Below are 23,576 nucleotides of genomic sequence, written 5' to 3' on the forward strand. Positions count from 1 at the left end.
TATTGACCAGATATGCTCAACTTTATGGAATAGGTAAGCTACTACCGTTCTATGAGCTGTTTCAGACTATACGTACTAGTCAGTGTTGGGTTATGTATTAGCCTGACAAACACGGTTTACGGACAATGTCCATCGAAAAACCAATTTTATCAGTCAATCCAGACTATTTCAGCGCAAACTGATTTGGCCGGGCAGGTTAGTTCCTTCCAGAAATGGAAAGAACAGTGGGAGCACTGTGGCTATCCTGTTGATTCGACCTATGTAAACGGTTTGTTAGAATTGGGCCTGGCGCAGTTTAACCAGAATGAATTGGCTACCGCCATTCAGAATACCGAAAAGGCCATTCAGTTATGCAAAAGCCATCAGTCGGTCATGTCGGCTGATCAATTGGCAAAAGGGCTTTATCGATTAGGATTGATATTAAGCTTTCAGGGGAAGCCTAAAGAAGCTCAGGAAGCGCTGAATCAATCTGTCCGAGAGGGTAGTAAAGTACCAACAGCTGCCAAATGGGTTGGGAATGCGTATTTATATTTAGCCTTTGGCTATAATGCGGCCGGTGACTATCAACAGGCAGTAAGTACGGCTGAACGGGCCGAAATTGTCGCTCAGAGGACACACGATAAGCTACTATTGGCAAAATTAGTACAGGAGAAAGCAAAAGCGCTGACTCGATTAGCCAATTATGTAGCCGCCCGTAAAGCGGCTGAACTATCAATTAATCTGGTTCAGAATGATAAGTCACTTCAGGCTGCTGTTGCTACCGGGTATCGATTGCTTGGCAGCATTGCCGAAGGGCAGGGGCAAATTGCCGAGGCATTGCAATACGAACGCCGGGCTTTTGAGGTGTCGCGGGATAGTAAGGACCCCTATGCGCCCAATTATGCCGTGACATTGGGAATGCATTATTACAAACAGCAGAAGTATGAGCAGGCTGCGCCCTATTTTAGATATAGCATTGACCACAATACCAGTCCGTACAACAAAGCGCAGTCGTTAGATAACCTTGGGGCCGTGTATTGGAAACAGAAGCAGTTTATACCTGCTTTACGTTATTACCAAACTGGTCTTCGAACGATGCCAATTGGGTTTACCGATTCGCGAATCGAGAAGTCGCCTTCTCTGGAAATTATTCGGCGGGCGGCCCGTAAACAATATCTGCTAACGATCATTCAGGACAAAGCGGATACCTGGCTCGATTTCGCCAAAGCTACAGATAATAACCGCCAACGGCTTCAATTCGCACTCGATACCTACAATGTTGCCGACCAGATTATCGACTTCATGCGCTGGGAGCAGACTGGTCAGCAGTCAAAACTCTACTGGCGGCAGAAAACGCGAGGGATCTACCAGCGAGCGATCGAAACATGCTATTTACTGGGCGATACTGAGCAGGCATTTCGCTTTTTAGAGAAAAGCCGGGCCGTGATGCTAGCCGACAAACTGAATGAACTCGGCGCACAACAGCAACTCTCTAAGCAACAGGCAGATGATGAACAACGGTTAAGGCAGACTGTTGGGGAGCAGCAGAATAAACTTGCCGGATTATCGCCCGATAGTGCCAGCTATGCATCTGTTCGCGACGCTCTCCTGGTTAAACAAGATAGCTTAGAAGCGTTTCTGAAACAACTGGAAGCGACGAATCCGGCTTACTTCCGTTATAAATACGACAACACAACGTCAGCTCTCGCTGAACTGCAGCGTTACCTCAAAAAACAGTCGGGTTCGCTTGTTACGTATTTTGTGGGCGATAGTGCACTTTACGTCATGGGTGTAACCGGCGATTCGGTTATGTTTAAGCAGCAATCTGCCGGAATCTATAACCAGACACTTAGCCAGTTTGCCCCACTACTGAATAGCTCCGAAGCTATGAACAAACAGGCCAATGTCAGCCGGTTTCTGACACTGGGCAATAGCCTGTACCGACAGTTATTGGCTCCCTTGAAGCTACCTAAAGGGCGGGTAATCGTTTCGCCGGATGGTTTTTTTATTCCATTCGATGCTTTGAGCCGATCAACTGACCGCCCCGATTATGCTGTCAATGAATACGCATTCAGTTATGCGTATTCGGCCAGTTTACTGCTCAAAAACGGCATTATGCAAAAAACAGCACCGAGCTTCCAGAAGGCTGGCTTTCTGGGGGTTGCGCCGGTCGATTTTGCCCCCCGATTGAGTCAGGTCATGCTGTCAGGATCTGATATCGCCCTGAGTGCTATCGCCAGCCGATTCGATTCGCCCATGTTACTAACCCACAAAGCAGCTACACGAGCAGCATTCCAGCGGCAAGTCTCGGCCTATCCTGTCGTGCTTCTCTTTACCCATGCTGCAGCTGATAGTAGCAGTCAGGAGCCGATGCTCTATTTTGCCGACTCTACGCTACGGCTCTCCGAACTTGGCGATGGAGCCCTGCCCAATGCGCAGCTAGTGGTGCTGGCAGCTTGTAAAACCGGCATTGGGGCTAATCAGCAGGGCGAAGGCGTGTTCAGTCTGGCACGGGGTTTTTCGGCACTGGGTGTACCAAGCGTGTTAACGACACTGTGGAGCGTTCAAAACGAGGCTACCTATCAACTGACCAGTCTCTTTTATAAATACCTGGATGAGGGCTTGTCAAAGGATATTGCGCTTCAACGAGCCAAACAGGAATGGCTTACCAATGCAGAAGGTGTTAATCAGTTGCCTAATTATTGGGCTGGCCTGATCGTTATCGGCGATACAGAACCGTTGTCGCGAACGAATTACTGGTTATGGATTGCGGGCGGATTATTAGTTTTACTGGGTGGGTTTGCAGCCTGGTGGTTCTGGCGAAAACGCCAGGTCAGGCCGTTAGTTTCATTCCCTCGCTCAGCTTAAACACTTCCTTCATACACCTGGCAGTGAGCACTGAGTCTTCCAGTGCATTATGAAAGCCATCTTCGCGAGAGAAGCCAAAGTAATTGGCAATGGCCGTCAAACTAAGCCGGTCCGGCACTTTGCGTCCGTTCGCTTTCAGGATTCGGAAGGTGAAATAGGCCAGCGTATGCAGATCCAGCAAGACCCGCGAATACGGCCATTTAAGCTTCTCGTAACGATAGGCTTCCTTCAGAAAATTGATGTCATTGATAACGCTCTGGCCGCAGATAATCACGTCGCGAAGAAAGGGCGTCCGGTCTAATTGACCCTTGGGGACGCGAATGCCCAACTGCTGACAAATCCACTCTTCCAGTTCGGGCAAAACATCATAGATCATCGGCGCGTCTTCCAGATCGGCCAATGACAGATTATGGATCTTTTCAGAAGATGATGAAAAGGCGTCTTTATTTTCAGGATACACATTGGTAAGATACTGACCCTTTTCGACCCAATTGTCATCGAAAAGGACGGCACCAATCTGAATAATTTCATTGTAATCCGGCTCTGGACCGGTCATTTCGAGGTCAAGTACTAAAAAAGGCATACGTAATTCGTTAACGATTTCGCCGAAAAGTTAACGGATTTATTTTTGAAAAATAGAGTGGAAAATTATAAGCCAGTTTTTCAGGAAATACCCGTTTTGGCTCGTTTGGGAAGTGCAATATCCGTAAGTATAACGAACAGTTCATTCTTGCTATTGTTTGCCTGGTTAGGGTGATTTGGTCGAAATCTGGTAACAAGTCTATAAAATTGATCCGCCAAAGCACCATGATTTATCGCTACTTTTGCCCCGACGATACCAGTAAACTGAAGTTATGATTGACATCGGTCGCATGAATACGCTTACCGCCCTGCGCGAAACCAGTGTTGGGTTTTTCCTGGGTGAACCAGGCTCTGAAAACCCGCAGGATGATGTATTGCTGCCCAATAAATACGTACCGACATCGCTGGCGGTTGGCGACGAAATCGAGGTATTTATCTATACCGATTCCGAAGATCGGCCCATTGCGACTACATTGACCCCGCACATCATGCGCGACGAATTCGCGCCCTTACCCGTAGTATCCGTTACGAATGTGGGTGCGTTTTTGAATTGGGGTCTGGAGAAAGATCTGCTCGTTCCTTATCGGGAACAAAGCCATCCGATGGTAGCAGGGCAGTGGTATGTGGTGTACATGTACCTCGATGAAGATACCGGTCGACTGGTCGCTTCCAGCAAAGTGAGCCGGTTTCTGGACGAGGATGTGTCAGATCTGTGCAAAGGCGATGAGGTCGATCTGCTGGCTTACGAACGAACGGATCTCGGTTATAACGTTATAATCAACGACCGCTATCAGGGTTTACTCTACCATAGCGGAATCTTTCGGCCCATACAAACCGGCGATCGGATGCCTGGCTTTATTAAGCATATTCGCGATGATAAGCTGGTTGATGTTAGTTTGCAGCAGGAGGGCTTTCAGAACATAGAACCCAATGCCCAGCGTATTCTGGACGAACTGAAGGCCAATAAGGGTTTTCTGCCTTTAAACGATCATAGCGATCCACAGGCCATACATCAGGCGTTGGAAATGAGCAAGAAGACCTTTAAAAAAGCCATTGGCGTGCTCTACAAAGAACGAAAAATCGTGATTCAGACCGATGGTATTTTGTTGGTATAAAAATGGGGTGTCAGTTTTCAGGTAGCTGACACCCCATATAATTTATACGCTAGTGCGAATATCTATAGGCTTTCTCCCCAGATGTACTTGCTAAACCACCGGTAGTTCTCTTCCATGACCTGCCGCATCGGTTTAGGCTTCGTAATGCCATGACCAAAGCCCTTGTAGACGACCATTCTGACCGGCACACCCTTGTCTTCCAGAGCCAGCCGTAGCTCGTATGCATTGGCGATCGGTACGCGTTTGTCTAATTCGCCATGCTGAATAAGCGTCGGTGTTTTAGCCCGATTGATGTAGCTGATCGGCGACGTTTTCTGGTAAATGTCGGCATTGTCCCAGGGCGTACCCTGCAGGTATTGCCTCGTAAAAGGCGTAATATCGGTGTTCTGATAATAAGTTGCCCAGTTCGAAATACCCGCCCCAACCGACGTTGCCTTGAACCGATCGCTGTAGGTCGTGATAAACGCGGATATGTATCCTCCCTGGCTCCAGCCCATTGCACCAACTTTGTCTTTGTCGACCATTCCTTTTCCGATCAGATAATCGACACCTGAAATTACATCGTCGTAATCGCCCAGACCCAGATTTTTGACATTCAATGAGCGGAATTTGCTTCCGTAACCTGCCGACCCCCGGTAGTTGGGCCGCAACACCAGTGCCCCCTTGTTTATAAATTGCTCAACCGGGTAGTATCGGTCGGCGGCAACCGATGGAAGATCGATACCCGTTGGACCCCCGTGAATAACGACCAGAAGCGGGTATTTACGCGCTGGATCGAAATTGGCGGGCTTAATCAAAATGCCTTCGATCACGTTACCATCGACCGATTTCCAACTGACAACCTCACGCGTAGCCGTCTTAAAAGGCTTTAACTGGGCACTCATGTCGGTGAGCGTTTTTGACACAAACTCGCGCACACCCGACGTTTGGATTTCGGCATATTGGTTCGGCATCGCTCCCACAAAGGCCATTTGTCGACCATCTTTGCTGAACGTGAATTGGGTTGCAATCAGGTTATCTGGTTTCGTCAGACATTCGGTTTTTAGCGTGGCGGGGTCAAGCCGAAAGAGGTGTGCTGCCGTTTTCTGATAACCGCTGAACAAAATACCATCGGCTGTCCATTCCAGAAGATTCGCGTTTTCGTCGAAAGTATTCGTCAGCATTTTAGGTGTACCTCCGGACACCGGGACAGTGGCAATCAGACGGTTGGTATAAAAATAAAATTCATTTTCATTCGCCGTTGTGAAGGCAATCTGCTGCCCATCGGGCGACCAGACCGGGTTTTGATCGGGACCTTTAAGCGATACGATTTTACGGGTTACGGTGTCGCCGAGAGTCAGTACGTATAAATCCGACGTATGGCTATTGATCAGGTCGGGGTTTTTCGACGCGTCGAACGCAATTTTCTGGCCATCGGGTGAAACGACAAAACTGCCTACCGAGAACCCTTCTCCTTTGGTCAGCGCTTTAGGCTTCGCGGGCTTTTCATTAGCGAGACTGTCGAGCAGATAGAGATGAACCATCTTGTAATCATCACGGACAACCTCATAATCGCTGTACTTTTCTTTACGCTCCTTATCGAGTTTGCCATCGGGCACAGTAGCCGAAAAGATAAGCTGCTTTCCGGTAGGCGACCATTTAAAAGCCGTCACACCCGTCTCGAATTTGGTCAATGGTCGTGCTTCTCCACCGGTTGGGCTTATCAGGTACAGCTGCGATTTATCGTCGCGCGTTGACAGAAAAGCCAGCCATTTTCCATCCGGCGACCAGGCCGGACTACTATTCGATTTTTTGGAATTGGTGAGTTGAAACCGTTCGGGCGTAATCGTACTGGCGAGCCAGATGTCAGTATCGTAGGTATTATCGTCCCAATTGGTTTTTGTAAGCGTGTAAGCGACCCATTTGCCATCGGGCGACAGCTGTGGGTTCGATACGCTTTTCATGTCGATGGACTGCGTAATGCTTGGTGCCTGAGCCCATACAAAATCGAGGTTAACCAGAAAGGCCAGCACCTGAAGAAAGTACACTAATTTCATTGTGAGAAGTGAATGGTTGAAAGAAACTCTCTAATATAAAGCCATTTGGGCAGAACTGCCAGCTTCTTTTTTCAGGGGAATAGATACAGGACTTTTGCCTGGAGCCGTGCCACCGCAACCGCGGACGGTGGTTATCAGGAGCAGTATCGGTAACCACCGTCCGCGGTTGCGGTGGTACGGCCCCAGGCAAAAGTCCTGAGCTAACTTATCAGTGAGTTAGCTTTCAAGGGAATAAACCCCCATAGAGAGGAATTCCCTGATTCCTGCCGAAACTTAACTACCCGTTGAGCCGTTCGACCAATTTGCTGATGTCGCTACTAACCTGCTGAATAAAATTCAGTTGCTCGATGAATAATCGATCGTCGGGAGTCGTAGCGGGCGCATCAGCAGTCGAGAGGCTGGGAGAGAGTGTTTCGGATGGGAGAGCTGCCGAGGTATTGTCCAATCGGCGAAGGCTATCGGTTAAGGCGAAAAGAGCGCGTTTAACCGGTCGGGTTATCGAGGATGTATGCGTTTTGGGTTCATTGGTGAGCAGGGATGAAATGATCGTGGCAACGTTAGACGACAGGATGTGATTCAGTACCACGAATTTATAGATGAGCCGCTCATTGCGTTGCGTATGCTTTGGCTCAGAGACCATCCGCTCGAAGGCGGCTGCGAGATTGGCTGATGTTACATAAACGTCTTTCCGGGCCAGCTTGTACTCAACCACATTGATTGGTTTCCCCGACAGAATGGTGAGCAGAAACTGCACATACCGGACATTCGCGCTCAGAATATCGCGTAAGGGTTTGCTCAACTGTTCCGACTCCCATCGGGGAAAAATCAGGTAACTGGCAACAAAAGCAATAACTCCGCCAAGTATCGTATCCAGCAAACGCTCTTCGGCCGCCCCGAAATAACTAATACCCAGAAAGTTAAAGAGAATCAGTATGAAGGGCGTCAGGCAGATGACCATGACAATATAGTTGACTCGCTGGGCGCTATACGTACCAATCATGAACAACACCATCAGCACAAAATGAACTGTTTTGTTTGGAATGAACATGAGAATGGCCAGCCCGATCAGTCCACCGGCAAACGTACCGATGATCCGTTCAATATTACGTTGTTTAGTCAAACTGAAAGCTGGTTTCAGAATGACCGAAATAGTCAGCAACACCCAGTAGCTATGGTGGCCGTAGTCGAGTGTTTTCGTGACAACAAAACCCACCAGCATGGCCAGTGCTACGCGTACCGAATGCCGGAATACGGACGAATCGAGACTGAGGTTATCCAGAAGCGATTTCAGATCAATTTCCTGATGAGATACAAAGCGACCGTATTCGAGCCCATCCAGCGAAGTCGGACTCGTATCGGGCGTCGCCAGATGAGCCTGCATCGTGGCCAACCGCTGGCTGATATTTCGTAGACTGACCAGAATTTTTTTAAGGACCAGGGTGCTGCCTTCGCGGTCGCCGAGCTCATCGATTTCACGTTTTAACTTGTTCAGCGCATGCGTAAAGTCAATCGGTTTCCGGGATGGTACAATGGATTGAACGGCTAAACCCATATGGTCGAGTTCGGTCGATAACAGGCGAATAAGCCGGGCAATCGTGTTGAGAACACCCGTTTGCCCAAACCGTTCGCGGATGGCTGCATAGTCGTAGTACATGGATAAGATCTGCTCATAGAGGTCCACAATATCCACAAATGTCAGCACCAGCAATCGGCTGGTATTGGTCGATTCGGCTACAAACTGCCGATTTTTGAAGAGCAAATCCCGGACTTCATCCTGCTTTTCACTAACGGTTACCTGCTGGGCAACCAACCGGCGATAATCAGTATCTAAATCGGTTTCTGTATTGTAAAAATCGGCCTTGAGGGCCATGAATTTGGCAATTTCATGAATGCACAACCCCAATGCCTGCTGCGATGATCGATAGGGCTGAAGCTGTAACGCGAGCAGGCTTATGGTTGTATACCAGATACCTCCGGCCAGAATTAGTCCTCCTTCCCGCAAAACACCAACCGCATCGAGTGGCCGGTCGAGGGTGAGAATCATGATCAGCAGAGCCGCTGTTCCGACAGATGTTGCGCGATTACCATAGACGGCGAGCATGGAAAAAAGGAACCCGAAGAGGAGAATTTCCAGTCCCAGCGTATAGTCGTTCATCCGGGCAAATCCCGTTACCAGTGCGACTGTAAACCCTGATAGGACTGTAGCAACCATACCATTACGCCGGTGCTGAATCGGACCGGGTGCATCGCTCAGGCTCACACTCAGGGCACCCATCGACATGGCCATGCCTACCGAAAGCTGCCCGACCTGCGCCAACAGCAGCGATGGCAGGAGAATAGACAGGGTCGTTCTCAGACCATTCGAAAAATACTGGCCAGACAGAAAGTAATTGACTTGTCGGGTGCGCCTGTTCATGAAACGTCTTTAGTAACTCACGCAATAATTATGCACTAACGTTTCCCGTTTTTCGTTCGCCGATTTGTTGCCGCCACATGGCGTAATAAAGGCCCTTCTGGGCAACGAGTTCATCGTGGCTTCCTGTTTCAACAATCTTGCCCTTTTCGAGCACAAAAATCGTATTGGCGTGCAAAATGGTCGAAAGTCGGTGAGCAATCAAAATGGTGATCTGCTCATTTAAGGCCGATACACTTCGCACAGTATCCGTAATTTCTTCCTCGGTCAGTGAGTCCAGCGCAGACGTTGCTTCATCGAAAATCAACAACCGGGGATGGCGAACCAACGCCCGGGCAATGGATAGACGTTGTTTTTCACCACCAGACATCTTAAGGCCGCCTTCGCCAATCTGGGTATCGAGCCCTTTTTCGGAGCGAGCCAGTAAATGATCACAGGCTGCTTTGTCCAGCGCGTCGAGTAACTCGGCTTCTGTGGCATCGGGTTTGACAAATAATAGATTTTCGCGAATTGTCCCTGAAAACAGGTGCGTATCCTGCGTGACGAAACCGATCTGGCGACGCATCGGATTGAACCGTATGTCTTTGGTCGATATATCGTTGTAATAAATTTCGCCACCCACAGGTCGATAAAGCCCTACCAGCAGTTTAACCATCGTCGATTTTCCGGACCCCGATGGCCCAACAAAAGCGATGGTATCGCCCAGCGTGGCCTCAAACGAAACACCATCGATCGCATTTTGATTGGCACCTTTGTGTCGAAAGATCACATCCGCAAAGCGCAACCGTTCGATTGGCCCTACTTCTACGGGCGATTCCGGATTTCGTTCGATCGGTTTCTGCATCAATTGATCGAAACTGTTCAAACCGGCTTCTGCTTCCCGATAGGCCAGGATGATATTGCCCAGATCCTGCAATGGGTTGAATATCGAGACCGAAATAAACTGCATGGAGATCAGTTCCCCGGTGCTGAGCACATTTCGGAATATCAACCAGAGTAGCGTAAATAACACCGACTGTTTCAGCACATTGAGCGTTGTGCTTTGCCAGAACGATAACAGTCGAACCCGCTTTACTTTAAACATTTCTAACTCGAAAATTCGGCTGGTTTGCTCTTTCAGTCGGCGAATTTCCGGAAACGTCAGGCCCAGACTTTTGATCAGTTCGATATTTCGAAGCGATTCGGTAATAACACCCGATAGCAGCGCTGTTTCACGGTTGATCGATCGCTGCGTCGTTTTGATCTGCTTGCTTAGCAGACCCGTCAGGCCACCTAGCAAAAGTACGCCAATCAAAAACACAGGCACAAGCGCCCAATGTTTCGTTACGGCATACCAGATCAGAAAACCTATACCCACAATGGACGAAAACAGGACGTTCACGAAGGAGTTGATAAACTTCTCGGTGTCGGTACGCACCTTTTGCAGAATAGACAGTGTTGCGCCACTGCTCTGATCGCCAAATTCCTGATACGACAACCGCAGCGTTTGTTTAAGCCCGTCATTGAAAATATCGGTACCGAACTTCTGAACAACAAGGCGGGTCATGTACTCCTGAAATGCCTTGGTTATGTTGGACAGTATGGCAACACCAACAGCCAGGGCCAGGAGTTGTAACACCCCCGAAATTTTTTCGGAATCGGTTTTCGCGCCAGGATTGGTGGCGTATTCGTCGATGAGTTTACCGAAAATAATCGGGTCGACCAGTGCGAGAATCTGCGCAACTCCCGCTAACAGCAATGCAAGCACAGCCAGCCAGCGGTATGGCTTGAGGTATTTCCAGAGAATAGGCATAGGCGCAGTGGTTACTCGTCCAGTTCCTGAATCCGGGCCAGGTGCCGCCCGCCTTCAAACGGTGTATCGAGCCAGATCTGAACGAGTTTTAGCGCTGTTTCTTCCGACATCATTCGTTCGCCGAGGGAGATAACATTAGCGTCGTTGTGCTGACGCCCCAGCCGTGCGGATTCTTCATTCCAGCACAGGGCGCACCGAACGCCTTTGATTCGGTTGGCCGTGATGGCTTCTCCGTTTCCAGATCCACCCAAAACAACGCCCCGATCGACCTCCCCCGCTGCAACAGCCTCGGCAACAGGCCGAATAAACCGGGGATAATCGACGGATGGTGTCTCGGCATAGGTACCTTTGTCAATTACTTCGTGGCCGAGGCCGGTTAGAAATGTTTTGATGGCTTCTTTATAACGGAAACCGGCGTGGTCGGAGCCAATGGCAATTTTCATAGCGTATAGTATAAATGAGAAACAACGCCCAAAAGTAGCAGAATCGTAGACTATCTTGAATCCTTAATGAACGAAACTTGTTCAACAGAACGGACGCCGGTATCTTGCACCGACTTTCGGTTTGACAACAACCTGTTTACCAATGATCCCAGCTACTAACCAGCGGCCCGCTGCTACCGTACTTTTTATTTTTGGCGGCAGTGGAGACCTCAATTTGCGCAAACTAACTCCCGCGCTTTACAATTTGTTTATCGATAAATACCTGCCTGAACATTTCTCGGTGGTTGGTATCGGGCGAAGCAAGTATACCGACGAAAGCTTTCGGGAACGATTGCTTGAAGGCGTAAATGAATTCTCCCGGCGTAAAGACGGACCCTGGAATGAATTTGCACCCAGTATTTCATACCTGCAAATGGATGGGGGAGATGCAGCCGCTTACTCGGCTATTTCGGATTTTGTCGAGGCCAAAAAACAGGAGTGGGGCGAATCGCCAAACGTCTTGTTCTATTTGGCCGTAGCTCCTCAATTAGTACCAGGCATTGCTACAAACCTGGCAAAGCTTGAACTCTGCGGTGATAAATCCCACGTTCGAATTGTCGTTGAAAAACCATTTGGTCATGATCTGAAAACGGCACAGGAGTTGAACACGCTTCTGGGCGGGTTGTTTGCCGAAGAGCAGATTTACCGAATCGACCATTATCTCGGCAAAGAGACCGTACAAAATATTCTGGCTTTACGCTTTGCGAACTCGCTCTTTGAGCCGATCTGGAACCGCCGTTATGTCGAGCATATTCAGATCACTGCCGCCGAAACGGTTGGTCTGGAAGGCCGTGGTGGTTACTACGAAGGGTCGGGAGCTTTGCGCGATATGATCCAGAATCACCTGTTGCAGGTGTTGTGCATGGTCGCAACGGAAGCACCAATTAGTTTTGATGCCAACGAAGTCCGTAACAAAAAAGTCGACGTGCTGAACGCCATCCGTCGGATTCAGCCTGATCAGGTTAAAGATGTTGCTGTTCGGGGACAATATGGCCCCGGCAAAGTGAAGGATAAGGAAATGCCCGGCTATCGGGAAGAAGAAGGTGTAGACCCGAATTCGGCTACTGAAACCTTTGCTGCTATTAAACTATTCGTAGATAACTGGCGCTGGGAAGATGTACCGTTCTATTTGCGGACGGGCAAGTCGATGCCCGAAAAAACGACGGTTATCACCGTTCAGTTTAAACCCGCTCCCAGTTATGCGTTCCCCGGCGAAGCTACGGGCAGTTGGGAGGCTAACCGGCTGGTTATAAGCATTCAGCCTGCTATGGATATCCGGCTGCGGTTCCAGGCAAAGCGGCCCGGTCAGACGCTGGCTATCGACCCTGTTGAAATGGTGTTTAGTTATAAAACAGCCTATGATGGTCAGGAGCCAGAAGCCTACGAAACGCTCTTGCTGGATGCCCTGACAGGTGATGCGACGTTATTTATGCGTGCCGATCAGGTTGAAGCAGCCTGGAAAGTTGTAACGCCAATCATCGAAGCCTGGGGCCACGAAGCACCAACTGACTTCCCGAATTATACGCCCGGTTCCTGGGGCCCTCAGGCCGCTATGGACCTGATCGAGAAAGACGGGTTTAAGTGGATGACTAAATAACGTTTGCAAAAGTTTTCAGTTTGTCGTTTTCAACGATCTGCCGTTGTATTTGAGAGCCTATCGGCCTACTGAAACGAAAAACTATTGACTGAAAACTGAAAATTCTCCCTGATGCAACTCATTATTAAAAAGAATCCGACTGATCTGGCCAAAGCTGCGGCTGATTTTATCGCGAAGCGAATTAAAGACGTTCTGAAGAAGCCGGGGCCTAATGGGCAGGATCGGTTTACGATTGCCTTATCGGGTGGGAGTACACCCAAAGCGTTACACGAACTACTGGCCAAATCGCCTTATCGGGAACAGATTCCGTGGGCACAGTTGCATGTTTTCTGGGGCGACGAGCGTTATGTGCCCATTGACGATGAGCAGAGTAACGCAGGAATGGCTTACGACACGCTGCTGGGTCATGTCTACACGCCCGAAGATCAGATTCACGTCTGGCGCACGGAGCTTGAACCCGAAGCCGCTGCCGCCGATTATGACCGGATTTTACACGAGTATTTCGGCGAAACGGGCCCGTCTTTCGATCTCGTTCTGCTCGGTATGGGCGACGATGGTCACACGCTTTCCCTGTTTCCTGGCACTGAGGTTGTCCATGAACAAACGGCCTGGACAAAGGCCTATTTTCTGGAGCAACAGAATATGTATCGCCTGACGCTGACTGCTCCCATCGTCAATCGAGCGTCCTGTGTAGCGTTTCTGGTCGCTGGCCCCAAGAAAGCCGAACCCCTGAAAGAGGTACTGGAAGGAACCTATAATCCGGATAAATACCCATCACAGGAGATTAAACCAACAGATGGTGAACTCGTCTGGATAGTGGATGAAAAAGCGGCTGAGTTGCTGAAAAAATAACGTGGCCTGTCTGAATCTGACCACGTCACGTTTTAAGTAAAGCCTAATTTTTCCCGAACCCGCGCAATGGTTTTCCCGGCCACAGCGCGGGCTTTTTCTTCTCCAGCCTGAAGTTCGGCTTCGAGGGCATCCGGATTGTCGATTATGTAGTAATTATATCGTTCACGCTCTATAGCAAACTGGCTAAGAATGAGTTCGTAGAGCGCTTTTTTAGCTGTTCCGTAGCCGTAATTGCCACCTTCATATAGGCCACGCAATGCTGCGGTCTGTTCACTCGATGCCAATAGCGAATACAACTGGAAGGTAATGTCGGTATCCGGGTTCTTTGGGTCTTCGAGAGGTGTCGAATCGGATTTGATCTTCTTGATCACTTTCCACAACTCATTTTCCGGCAGAAAAATATCGATGTAATTGTTGTATGACTTACTCATCTTAGCGCCGTCGATGCCGGGAATAGTCATTAACCGATCGTCGATCCGCGGTTCGGGTAGAACAAATACCTCATCGTCGTAGTGCCGGTTAATCGTACTGGCAATGTCTCGTGTCATTTCGATGTGTTGCCGCTGATCTTTCCCGACGGGAATAATTTCGGCGTCATAGAGAAGAATATCGGCAGCCTGTAAAACCGGATAAACAAACAGACCAGTATTCACAGCACCCGTAGCCCGATCTGATTTCTCCTTGAACGAGGTCGCGTTGTTGAGCATCGGAATCGGTGTAAAGCAGTTCAGATACCAGCATAACTCGGTATGTTCGGCTACCCGCGATTGTCTCCAGAATGTATTTTTGCTGGTATCCAGACCAAACGCCAGCCAGGTTGCGGCTACCGATTTTGTAAACTCCCGGCGTGTTGGCCCATCCTTAATCGTTGTCAGGGAGTGTAAATCAGCGATGAACAGAAATGACTCGTTATCTGGATGTTTGGATAAGTCGATGGCGGGTTTGATGGCCCCCAGAATATTGCCTAAATGCGGTCGTCCGCTGCTTTGAATACCAGTTAATATGCGTGCCATAATTTTGAGTATTAGAAGTGGGGAGTGAAGATTGTGGAGCTACTTTTGCTGGTAACTCATCACGACTCCTCACTCCCCACTCCTCACGTCTACTACTTATTTCCCCTGTGCTTCCACTACCGAAATGGCAACCATGTTGACAATTTCGCGTTCCGATGAGCCCAGTTGTAAAACATAAACTGGTTTACGGATACCCAGTAGAATTGGCCCGATGGCGTCGAAACCAGCAGTTTCCGACATCAGGTTGTAGGCAATGTTTGCGGCCGATAGGTTCGGGAAAATCAACGTATTCGCGCCTTCGCCTACTAACTTACTGAACGGATGATTCTGTTGAAGCAACTCCGTATTAAAGGCAAGGTGTGCCTGAATTTCGCCGTCTACAATGAGGTCAGGGTGTTTCTTTTGTAGAATCTCGACTGCCCGATTCATCTTTTCCGCATCTTCTCCCTTCGCACTCCCGAAGTTTGAATAGGTCACTAAAGCAATACGGGGCTTAATGTTGAAGCGCTCAACGGTGCGGGCGGTCATTTCTGTGATCTCAACGATCTCTTCGGCCGTTGGGTTAAAATTGACCGTTGTGTCAGAGAAAAACAGCGGACCGCGTTTGGTCAGCAGAATATACATACCGGCCACTTTTTGCACACCCGGTTCTTTCCCAATTATCTGCAAAGCGGGTCGGATCGTATCCGGGTAACTGCGCGTCAGACCAGAAATGAGCGCGTCGGCCTCGCCCGTTTCGACCATCATGGCACCGAAGTAATTGCGGTAATACATCATTTTGCGCGCTTCGGTGGCATTGACGCCCTTTCGCTTTCGTTTCTCAAAATAGATGTCGGCAAAGCGTTCAATCAATACGTTCTGCTCGGGTGCGCGTGGGTCAATGATTGGAATTTGACCCAGGTCCAGACTATTGTCTTTAATGATTTGCTGGATCTTATCGGTTTCGCCCAGTAGAATCGGGAACGCAATGCCCTCATCCCGAACCTGTTGAGCTGCTTTGAGTACTTTTAAGTTTTCTGCATCGGCAAAGACAACGCGCTTGGGATTTGTCTTGGCTTTGGTCAGAATAACCCGCGAAATCTGATTGTCCTGGCCAAGTCGCCGGGCGAGTTGCTGTTCATAAGCGTCCCAGTCGGTAATGGGCATTCGGGCTACACCTGATTCAATAGCCGCTTTCGCTACAGCGGGCGCAACGGTAGCCAGTAGACGTGGATCAACTGGCTTCGGCAGGATATACGTCCGGCTGAATACCATGTTGTCTTCGCCATACGCCAGATTAACGATATCGGGCACAGGCTTTTTGGCCAATTCTGCCAGAGCGTAAGTTGCCGCCAGCTTCATGGCCTCATTGATTTCGGTAGCCCGAACGTCGAGCGCACCCCGAAAAATATACGGAAACCCAAGCACATTGTTGACCTGGTTGGGGTAGTCTGAACGACCCGTAGCCATGATGATATCGGGTCGGGCAGCCATGGCATCCTCATAACTGATTTCGGGCGTGGGATTGGCCATGGCAAACACAATTGCATCGTTGGCCATCGAACGAATCAGGTCCTGACCAATAATGTTGCCTTTCGACAAACCCACAAATACATCCGCTCCGGTAAATGCATCGGCCAGTGACTGAATATTGCGGGAGGTGGCAAAAGGCCGCATAATCTCGCTCAGGTCGGTGCGGTCGGTGCGAAGTGGCCCATTTACATCGAACATAACGATGTTCTCAAGCTTGGCACCTAAGGCCACATACTGTCGTGCACAGGAAATAGCCGCAGCTCCGGCTCCCATAAATACGAACTGAGCCGTATCGATCTGTTTGCCAACCAGTTCAAGAGCGTTGAGTAAAGCTGCTCCACTGACAATAGCCGTACCATGCTGATCATCGTGCATGACCGGAATATTCAGTTCTCGCTTAATGCGCTCCTCAATTTCAAAGCATTCAGGGGCCTTGATGTCCTCAAGGTTTACACCGCCAAAGGTTGGCTCAAGAATTTTAACGGTTCGTGCAAACTCATCAATGTCTTTTGTATTGAGTTCAATATCAAAAACATCGATGTCGGCATAAATTTTGAAGAGTAATCCTTTACCCTCCATGACGGGTTTGCTGGCTGCAGCGCCGATATCGCCTAAGCCTAAAACGGCTGTTCCGTTACTGATAACAGCAACGAGGTTACCTTTTGCGGTGTATTTGTAGGCATCATCGGGGTTGGCTTCAATGGCCAGACACGGTTCGGCCACACCCGGAGAGTAAGCAAGAGAGAGATCGCGTTGGGTACTGTATTCTTTCGTCGGGATGACTTCGAGTTTACCCGGACGCCCCTTGGCGTGGTAATCAAGGGCATCTTCGCGCCGGATTTTCTGTTGCATAACAGTTTGGTTGATGATCGTTTAGGGTACGGTTCGGAGCGCGAAGGTACGTAAAATAGGTAAACGGGATTTATTTGATGTTTAAGAAACCGGGTACTATGTTTTTCGTAAGTATAGAAAACAAACTACATTGCAGGCGAGAATAACCGTAACAATCCATGGAAAACACATCTATTTTTATTGAAGAATTACTGAATTCCGATGCTTATTTATCTAAAATTGATCAATTTGCCAGCCAGCCTGGACGTATTAAACAGGCTAACCGACTGATCACTGGTTTAATAATAGCCTGTCTTCATCGACAACTTCAGTCCGACATAGGCCGTAGTCTGATGTACAGGGTTATGATGAACCATACCCGTTTTGCCGAAGATGCGCTCCCATTCTGGCTTTCTGTTAATATTGACCCGGTCATGTATGCCGCTGAAGGGAATCGGTTGTTCAGTACGATCATTCCGGGTAAGAAAAGCGCCCTGGTTCAGATTACAGGCCATTATGCTAAACTTTCATTTGCTGAAATCGATTTGCTGGTCGGGCTGTGTTCGAATGCGCTATTCACTAATTTGTCGTCTAGTCTGGCTAAAAATAATGACCTGACAGGCTTATTGCCAGCACTAAATGACTTGTCGGCATTAATCCCCGAATTGACCAGAAAAGACTATGAATCGATGGGCCTCAACAGATTATAACTAGCCGGTCAGCTCTGTAGGATAGCCCGTGCCTTTTCTTCGTCACGCTTTAGCTGGGCTACCAGAGCAGGCAGGCCCTCGAACTTCTGCTCGGGGCGTAGAAACTCCCTGAACCGGAGGGTCATGTGTTCGCCGTAAATATCCTTATCGAAGTCAAAAATATAGGTCTCGATGGTCTGATGGGTTCCGGCAACGGTTGGCCGAAAGCCTATATTAAGCATTCCGCCGTATACCTGACCCGCCTGAACGACATCAACCGCGTAAACGCCGTTGGCCGGAACGAGCTTAATGGGGTCATCTACCTGGAGATTGGCCGTTGGAAAGCCAATGGTTCGACCGAGTTGCTGGCCTTTTACAATGGTTCCGGTCAGATTGTACTGACGCCCTAAAAATAAGTTGGCCGTATGAATATTGCCTTCCTGTAAAGCCGTCCGGATTTTCGACGAACTGACGCCCACTGCTTCTACGTCCTGGCGGGGAATTTCTTCGACTTCAAAACCATATTCGCTCTGGTGTGCCTGAATGTAGTCGAAACCTCCTTCGCGGTCGCGGCCGAAGCGGTGGTCATAACCGATCACGAGTTTTTTCGTCCCGATCTTATCAATAAGAATCTGACGGATATATTGTTCCGACGTTAGTTCGGAAAATGATCGTGTAAATGGAATAACAATCAGATGATTGACACCGGCCTGCTCGATCAACTCGATTTTTTCGTCCAGCGTCGTCAATAACTTAAGATCCTGGCTATCGTTAGAAACGACCGTGCGCGGGTGCGGCCAATAGGTTATCAGAACAGATTCACCCTCGCTGGTTTGCGCAACTTCCGTTAGCCGGGTCAGAATTGTCTGATGACCGCGATGGACCCCATCGAAAGTGCCGCTGGTAACTACGGCGTTAGAAAGCGGAGAAATATCATCTAAACCACGGTGAACTATCATAGCATTGGGGGGCCTGTTTCTGGGCGGCACTTGGCAATAAAATGTTCGAGCGTATCGGCATCGGCAATCCGGAAGTTACCAATGCGCGTCCGGCGAAGGGCGCTCATGTAGGCACCATTGTTGAGTAATAGGCCAAGGTCGCGTACCAGACTGCGAATATACGTGCCTTTGGAACATACGATGCGGAAATCAACTTCTGGAAATCGATTGGTATTTACCTCAAATACAGATACTGTGACCTGTCTTGATTTGATACCGCCCTCGATTCCGTCTGCCGTTTCTCCACGGCGGGCTTTCTCATAAAGACGCTCCCCATTGACACGAACAGCCGAGTAAATGGGCGGTACCTGCAGGATGTCGCCCGTAAGTTGATGGGCCGCATTCTGGATTTGTTCCGTTGTGATGCCAATTGTATCAAACTCAGCATCGAAGGCTGTTTCGAGATCGACCGATGGGGTGGTTTTTCCTAAAACGAGCGTGCCTGTATACTCTTTTTCCTGTGCCTGATATTGATCAATCTGCTTCGTCATTTTACCCGTGCACAGAATCAATAAACCGGTTGCAAGGGGGTCGAGTGTACCAGCATGGCCGATTTTCTTGAATTTGCAGGCATATTTGAGCTTGTTAGCCACATCGAACGATGTCCAGGTAAGTGGCTTGTCAATGAGTATGACCTGTCCCGGATCTGCCTGCCCGGGAACGTGTGGTGGTGCTTTTTCTTGCGACACGAAAAATAGAAAAGAAGCACAAAGATACACGGAGTTGAGTCTCTGCGAACCTCTATGCTTCTTTATTGACCGGGAGTAGGAATTAAATGACGTCCAGTTTAACACCAGCGGCCACTAAACCTAATAGCAATAAGCCAAGTACAATACGATAATATCCGAACACTTTGAAACCGTACCGTGTCAGGAAACCAACGAATCCCCGAATGGCCAGCATGCCTACGATAAAGGCAATCACATTACCGATAAGCAATGTCTGATAATCGGCGGGCTGGAGGAGTTTGTAGGTTTTTAGCAGTTTATAACCCGACGCAGCGGCCATTGTGGGAACGGCCAGAAAGAACGAGAATTCGGCTGCCTGCGTCCGTGTTAGTCCCTGAAACATACCACCAATGATCGTTGCCGCCGACCGTGATACGCCCGGAACCATAGCAATACACTGGAAAAAGCCGATGCGAATAGCGTCAGCAACAGTCACGTCGCCGTCTTTTGGCTGACGGGTAACGATACGATCGATGAAGACCAGAATAATACCACCTAAAAGCAGCATTATGGCCACAACAACCACGTTTTCGAGCAGCGAGTCGATAAAGTCATTCAGTAAAAAACCAATAACAGCGGCAGGCAGGAAAGCAATCAGGATTTTGCTGTAAAAATCCAGCATTGGCTGCAACTTCGGTGGAAAGGACTTCAGATAGCCGGGAACCGTAAATGTACCCGTTTGGACATTCGTCATGAAACGGCGATGATAAAGCACTAATACTGACAGAATGCAACCGAATTGAACGTCGACGGTGTAAAGTTTAGTGAATTCATTACCGGCAATGCCAGCCAGTGAGGAGTAAATAATCATGTGGCCCGTTGAGGAAACCGGCAGAAACTCGGTCAATCCCTCAATGATGGCCAGCGCAATAGCGTGAATCAGGTCCATATAGTGGTTATACAGTTTAAGGTATTCGGTTTATAGGTGGTTGACGCAAACATGCGCTCATCAGCCAACCGTAAAGCGAATACCTTAAGCCATAAACAGTTATGCCTTGGGCCGGGCGAGAATAGCAAAAAATTCAATAACGAAACCACTCATAACCACAATAGGACCGAGGGTGAGGCCCAGAAAACCAAAGCCGAATTCTTCTTTATCGAGGCTCATGATAAAGAAGCCGGCCAGAATGGTAGCAATGCCCGCCAGCATCAATACATAGTTCTGACGACCAAATGGTAGCGCTGCGGCTGCTGTTTCCCGACGGGTAGGTTCAGAAGCCGACGTTCGTAGCGGTGCCGGTTTTGCGACCGGTGCCGTACTGGCCGGTACCTTCTTGGCTGGTTCGTCGCGAGTCAACGTAGCCGAGCTATATTGTTTGTCTTTTGCCATGTTCGTAAGTCAGTTATACTCTTTGTGTAACCTTAAAATTGGTTTACTGTTCGTGGTTACACACTACTGGAAATGTATAATCAAAAACCGCAAACTATAAATTAGTACAGTTCATCCAGTGTCATGCCCAGATACCGGTTCACAGCCTGGAACGTGCTTAAAAAACCAATCAGAACACCCAGTCCAACAATTCCTGCCAACAGGAACGTGAGCTTCTGAGGGTCCTGAAACATAGCCAGTTCAGGCAGATTATGAATTGCTACCTGTAGGCCAACCAGCAATAAGACAACCGCAATGACACCCGCCAGGAGCCCTTGCCACATGCCTCGCCCCAGAAAAGGCCGCGTTATGAACCCGTTTGTTGCCCCGACCAGTTGCATACTCCGGATCAGCATTCGCTGCGAATGGAGTGCTAACCGGATGGTGTTATTCATCAAAACAACAATAATCAACAGCAATATTAGCGCAAAAGCTGACATCACGGCATAAATTTTCGTGATGTTACGGTTGATGTTGTCAACCAGATTTTCCTGATAAACTACCTCAAAAACGCCATCAACCTCTTCCAGATCCTGTTTTACCTGTTGAAGTTTCGCTTCTTCAAAATACTCTTCCGTTAGTTTGATCCGGTAACTGTCACGTAAGGGATTTTCGCCTAGAAACTTCGAGAAATCCTCTTTGGTTTCGGCAATAAATTCTTTTGCAGCTACGTCTTTCGGAACAAAAGTGACCTGGGCGGCTCCTTTGGTTTTTAGAATATAAGGCTTTTCGGCGATGGTCTTCGACAGTTTTGTCAGTTTTACATCGCTGAGCCCTTTATCCAGAAAAGCCCGCATTTCGTAATTTTCACGAATATAGGTCACCACCCGCTTCGACTGGATAGCCAGCATTCCGCAGAACCCAATCAAAAACAGAGCCAGCGTCAGACTAAACAGAATCATGCCGCTGGGGTACGCACCAACTTTTTTCTTTGTACGAGCCATTCAGGGGTTCGTGTTAATAGAGACAAAAATAATGATTTCGACGGGCGAATCGCCTAATTTAAGAAAATTTAAGGGATAATGGCTATTAGACCAGGTGCGGGAGCAAGTCCGGCATCCATTATCTGACATCCAGTGTCCAGCTTATCATTTCCAGATCGGCTCAACGGAGCGGATAAGCACCGAACGGAGCCCATCCCCAAAAAATTCTATCCCTCGACTTTCAGGCTTCGGAAAGATCTGATTCGTCAAGGTTATTTCGCCATTGTTGCCAAAGACTTCGACCGATGACCGATCTACCCATATCTGTAACGAAATTCGGCCGTTTTGTGGTTTAAGCGGAGCCGTAAATCGGCCTGTAAATTCCTTTTTAAACGCAACCTGACCCGATCGGCTTCGATCAACATAAACCAGTTGTTTCGCCGGATCATAGCCAATAACGGTTTCTTCGCCTTTTCCCTGTGCTGCTTCCTCTTTTTTTACACGAACACCCACGCCGGTTTTGGCCGCTTCTAATTCGAGCTGGAGCCAGTACGTATCACCGGCCAGGCTATTGCTGGCTAGGCTTTGGTTCAGTTGAGCAACGTCCGTTCCAGTCCACTGGAAACTGGCACCCAGTAACGGTTTCAATTCCTGTATGGGCTGCTGGCGTAACTCATAACGGGCAATAGGGGCGGGCATTTTAGCGAGCCTGAGTTCGCGTGGTAAGGTCATTGTTCCCCGAAAAGGTGTGGTTGGAATCTCGCTGGCATACTGTAAATTGTTCATCCAACCGATGCTGATAGCTCCCCGGTTACCGCGCCTTGGCAGATTATTGAACGTAATGGCGGCATAATAATCTTTTCCCCAATCGACATAACGCTGCTCGCCGGGCTTCGATTCATTGATAAATGTTGCCCCGTTGAACCGGCCCACGTAATATTGCATACCTGAACCGCCAGCAGGGGCATTATTGCCCATCGACAGCAACAGCACCCATTTCCGCTCGATCGTACCATCGACCGGAACTTCAACCAGATCAGGACATTCCCAAACGGTAGCAGGGCTATCAGCAGCCGTAAACTCACCGGTTTTGGTCCATACTTTCAAATTGGGAGACTTATAAAACAAAGCTTTCCGGTCGGTTGGCAGTAAAACGATCATCACCCAGTGCTGACTGGGTTCATACCAGAAAACCTTTGGATCACGGAAATCTTTCTGTTTTAAATCAATAATCGGATTGCTGGCATATTTAGTCCAGGTGCGGCCTTTGTCGAGACTATAGGCAAGATGCTGACTCTGGTTATCCGGACGAGCGCCCGTATAAATTGCCACCATTGGCACGCGACCGTCCTGCCCGAAACCACTTGTGTTGGTTTTATCGATGACACAACTCCCCGAATAAATCATGGTTTCCCCTTCTTCGGGTATGGCTGGCGGAAGTTCCTGCCAGTGAACCAGATCGCGGCTGATCGCATGTCCCCATGTCATGTGGCCCCAGCGAATACCTGATGGATTGTATTGGTAGAAAAGATGATATTCACCATCGTAATAAACCAGACCGTTTGGGTCATTGATCCAGTTCGCACGGGGCGAAAAGTGATATTGCGGGCGGTGGGGCTGTTTGTAGGTTGTATCGCCGGTTGTTCGTTGCGCGAACAAGTCAGGAGTTATCAAGCCAAACACAAGCAATACCACAAGGGTACGAGTCATAAATAGTTTAAGTCAATAAGTAGTGTTTTTACATCGGGCCGTGCCTCGGTTCGTGCAGTCACTAGTGGAAACTGTGGCACGACTCGA

At 48.9% G+C, this 23,576-nt stretch carries 18 protein-coding genes; 5 read left to right on the forward strand and 13 right to left on the reverse strand.

Going from position 1 to position 23,576, the window contains the following annotated elements; genetic code table 11:
* Positions 1-51: 51 nt before the first annotated feature.
* Positions 52-2,847, forward strand: coding sequence for a CHAT domain-containing protein (locus tag G8759_RS13365; RefSeq protein WP_167208722.1), 2,796 nt, complete (start codon positions 52-54; stop codon positions 2,845-2,847).
* Here the strand turns inward: G8759_RS13365 and G8759_RS13370 are convergent.
* Complete coding sequence (locus G8759_RS13370; RefSeq protein ID WP_167208724.1) at positions 2,813-3,430, reverse strand: 3'-5' exonuclease; 618 nt, start codon at positions 3,428-3,430, stop codon at positions 2,813-2,815. The genes G8759_RS13365 and G8759_RS13370 overlap by 35 nt on opposite strands.
* 271 nt (positions 3,431-3,701) lie before the next feature.
* Here G8759_RS13370 and G8759_RS13375 point away from each other — a divergent pair, with 271 nt between their 5' ends.
* Positions 3,702-4,544, forward strand: a complete 843-nt coding sequence (locus G8759_RS13375; RefSeq protein WP_167208726.1) for a CvfB family protein — start codon at positions 3,702-3,704, stop codon at positions 4,542-4,544.
* Positions 4,545-4,606: 62 nt separating this feature from the next.
* On the opposite strand, the gene G8759_RS13380 is transcribed toward G8759_RS13375, so the two are convergent.
* The 4 genes from G8759_RS13380 to rpiB all read right to left on the reverse strand — a co-directional run bounded on the left by G8759_RS13380 (position 4,607) and on the right by rpiB (position 11,228).
* Positions 4,607-6,580 carry a S9 family peptidase gene (locus G8759_RS13380; protein WP_167208728.1) on the reverse strand — a complete coding sequence of 658 codons (1,974 nt, stop codon included), beginning with the start codon at positions 6,578-6,580 and terminating at the stop codon, positions 4,607-4,609.
* 277 nt (positions 6,581-6,857) lie between these two features.
* Positions 6,858-8,996: an FUSC family protein gene (locus G8759_RS13385; protein ID WP_167208730.1), complete on the reverse strand. Its 2,139-nt coding sequence runs from the start codon at positions 8,994-8,996 to the stop codon at positions 6,858-6,860.
* A gap of 28 nt (positions 8,997-9,024) precedes the next feature.
* Positions 9,025-10,785, reverse strand: a complete 1,761-nt coding sequence (locus G8759_RS13390; RefSeq protein WP_167208732.1) for an ABC transporter ATP-binding protein — start codon at positions 10,783-10,785, stop codon at positions 9,025-9,027.
* An 11-nt stretch (positions 10,786-10,796) separates the two neighbouring features.
* Positions 10,797-11,228, reverse strand: a complete 432-nt coding sequence (gene rpiB, locus G8759_RS13395) for a ribose 5-phosphate isomerase B (RefSeq protein WP_167208734.1) — start codon at positions 11,226-11,228, stop codon at positions 10,797-10,799.
* Between the two features lie 142 nt (positions 11,229-11,370).
* Here rpiB and zwf point away from each other — a divergent pair, with 142 nt between their 5' ends.
* Positions 11,371-12,864 carry a glucose-6-phosphate dehydrogenase gene (gene zwf / locus G8759_RS13400; protein WP_167208737.1) on the forward strand — a complete coding sequence of 498 codons (1,494 nt, stop codon included), beginning with the start codon at positions 11,371-11,373 and terminating at the stop codon, positions 12,862-12,864.
* Positions 12,865-12,975: 111 nt separating this feature from the next.
* Positions 12,976-13,716, forward strand: coding sequence for a 6-phosphogluconolactonase (pgl, locus tag G8759_RS13405; RefSeq protein WP_167208739.1), 741 nt, complete (start codon positions 12,976-12,978; stop codon positions 13,714-13,716).
* Between the two features lie 32 nt (positions 13,717-13,748).
* On the opposite strand, the gene trpS is transcribed toward pgl, so the two are convergent.
* Together trpS and G8759_RS13415 are read right to left on the reverse strand one after the other, a co-directional pair.
* Positions 13,749-14,729, reverse strand: coding sequence for a tryptophan--tRNA ligase (trpS, locus tag G8759_RS13410; protein ID WP_167208741.1), 981 nt, complete (start codon positions 14,727-14,729; stop codon positions 13,749-13,751).
* A gap of 96 nt (positions 14,730-14,825) precedes the next feature.
* Positions 14,826-17,093 (reverse strand): NADP-dependent malic enzyme, encoded by a 2,268-nt coding sequence (locus tag G8759_RS13415; RefSeq protein ID WP_167208742.1) that lies wholly within the window; start codon positions 17,091-17,093, stop codon positions 14,826-14,828.
* A gap of 158 nt (positions 17,094-17,251) precedes the next feature.
* On the opposite strand from G8759_RS13415, the gene G8759_RS13420 reads away from it, so the two are divergent.
* A complete protein-coding gene (locus G8759_RS13420) occupies positions 17,252-17,782 on the forward strand; it encodes a hypothetical protein (protein WP_167208744.1) in 531 nt (176 codons plus the stop codon).
* 8 nt (positions 17,783-17,790) lie between these two features.
* Here G8759_RS13420 and G8759_RS13425 read toward each other — a convergent pair whose 3' ends face one another.
* The 6 genes from G8759_RS13425 to G8759_RS13450 all read right to left on the reverse strand — a co-directional run bounded on the left by G8759_RS13425 (position 17,791) and on the right by G8759_RS13450 (position 23,489).
* Complete coding sequence (locus tag G8759_RS13425) at positions 17,791-18,720, reverse strand: bifunctional riboflavin kinase/FAD synthetase (protein ID WP_167208746.1); 930 nt, start codon at positions 18,718-18,720, stop codon at positions 17,791-17,793.
* Positions 18,717-19,448: a tRNA pseudouridine(55) synthase TruB gene (truB, locus tag G8759_RS13430; protein WP_167208748.1), complete on the reverse strand. Its 732-nt coding sequence runs from the start codon at positions 19,446-19,448 to the stop codon at positions 18,717-18,719. Before truB ends, G8759_RS13425 begins: the two co-directional genes overlap by 4 nt.
* 82 nt (positions 19,449-19,530) lie before the next feature.
* Positions 19,531-20,376: an undecaprenyl-diphosphate phosphatase gene (locus tag G8759_RS13435; protein WP_167208750.1), complete on the reverse strand. Its 846-nt coding sequence runs from the start codon at positions 20,374-20,376 to the stop codon at positions 19,531-19,533.
* A 99-nt stretch (positions 20,377-20,475) separates the two neighbouring features.
* The gene (locus tag G8759_RS13440; RefSeq protein ID WP_167208752.1) at positions 20,476-20,817 is read right to left on the reverse strand and encodes a DUF3098 domain-containing protein; all 342 of its coding nucleotides are present in this window, start codon (positions 20,815-20,817) and stop codon (positions 20,476-20,478) included.
* Positions 20,818-20,918: 101 nt separating this feature from the next.
* A complete protein-coding gene (locus G8759_RS13445) occupies positions 20,919-21,800 on the reverse strand; it encodes a cell division protein FtsX (RefSeq protein ID WP_167208754.1) in 882 nt (293 codons plus the stop codon).
* A 144-nt stretch (positions 21,801-21,944) separates the two neighbouring features.
* Entirely contained in the window at positions 21,945-23,489 is a 1,545-nt protein-coding gene (locus G8759_RS13450) for a glycoside hydrolase family 32 protein (RefSeq protein WP_167208756.1), read from the reverse strand.
* Between the last annotated feature and the right edge of the window lie 87 nt (positions 23,490-23,576).

The sequence above is a fragment of the Spirosoma aureum genome (assembly GCF_011604685.1).
In the GTDB taxonomy this organism is placed as follows: domain Bacteria; phylum Bacteroidota; class Bacteroidia; order Cytophagales; family Spirosomataceae; genus Spirosoma; species Spirosoma aureum.

Bases quoted from the DNA above. Each gene is read 5' to 3' on its own strand.
- G8759_RS13450 (WP_167208756.1), bottom strand. From the start codon at position 23,489: ATGACTCGTACCCTTGTGGTATTGCTTGTGTTTGGCTTGATAACTCCT.
- G8759_RS13375 (WP_167208726.1), top strand. From the start codon at position 3,702: ATGATTGACATCGGTCGCATGAATACGCTTACCGCCCTGCGCGAAACC.
- G8759_RS13385 (WP_167208730.1), bottom strand. From the start codon at position 8,996: ATGAACAGGCGCACCCGACAAGTCAATTACTTTCTGTCTGGCCAGTAT.
- G8759_RS13435 (WP_167208750.1), bottom strand. From the start codon at position 20,376: ATGGACCTGATTCACGCTATTGCGCTGGCCATCATTGAGGGATTGACC.
- G8759_RS13365 (WP_167208722.1), top strand. From the start codon at position 52: ATGAGCTGTTTCAGACTATACGTACTAGTCAGTGTTGGGTTATGTATT.
- G8759_RS13425 (WP_167208746.1), bottom strand. From the start codon at position 18,720: ATGATAGTTCACCGTGGTTTAGATGATATTTCTCCGCTTTCTAACGCC.
- G8759_RS13380 (WP_167208728.1), bottom strand. From the start codon at position 6,580: ATGAAATTAGTGTACTTTCTTCAGGTGCTGGCCTTTCTGGTTAACCTC.
- rpiB (WP_167208734.1), bottom strand. From the start codon at position 11,228: ATGAAAATTGCCATTGGCTCCGACCACGCCGGTTTCCGTTATAAAGAA.
- G8759_RS13370 (WP_167208724.1), bottom strand. From the start codon at position 3,430: ATGCCTTTTTTAGTACTTGACCTCGAAATGACCGGTCCAGAGCCGGAT.
- pgl (WP_167208739.1), top strand. From the start codon at position 12,976: ATGCAACTCATTATTAAAAAGAATCCGACTGATCTGGCCAAAGCTGCG.
- G8759_RS13420 (WP_167208744.1), top strand. From the start codon at position 17,252: ATGGAAAACACATCTATTTTTATTGAAGAATTACTGAATTCCGATGCT.
- zwf (WP_167208737.1), top strand. From the start codon at position 11,371: ATGATCCCAGCTACTAACCAGCGGCCCGCTGCTACCGTACTTTTTATT.
- trpS (WP_167208741.1), bottom strand. From the start codon at position 14,729: ATGGCACGCATATTAACTGGTATTCAAAGCAGCGGACGACCGCATTTA.
- G8759_RS13415 (WP_167208742.1), bottom strand. From the start codon at position 17,093: ATGCAACAGAAAATCCGGCGCGAAGATGCCCTTGATTACCACGCCAAG.
- G8759_RS13440 (WP_167208752.1), bottom strand. From the start codon at position 20,817: ATGGCAAAAGACAAACAATATAGCTCGGCTACGTTGACTCGCGACGAA.
- G8759_RS13445 (WP_167208754.1), bottom strand. From the start codon at position 21,800: ATGGCTCGTACAAAGAAAAAAGTTGGTGCGTACCCCAGCGGCATGATT.
- G8759_RS13390 (WP_167208732.1), bottom strand. From the start codon at position 10,785: ATGCCTATTCTCTGGAAATACCTCAAGCCATACCGCTGGCTGGCTGTG.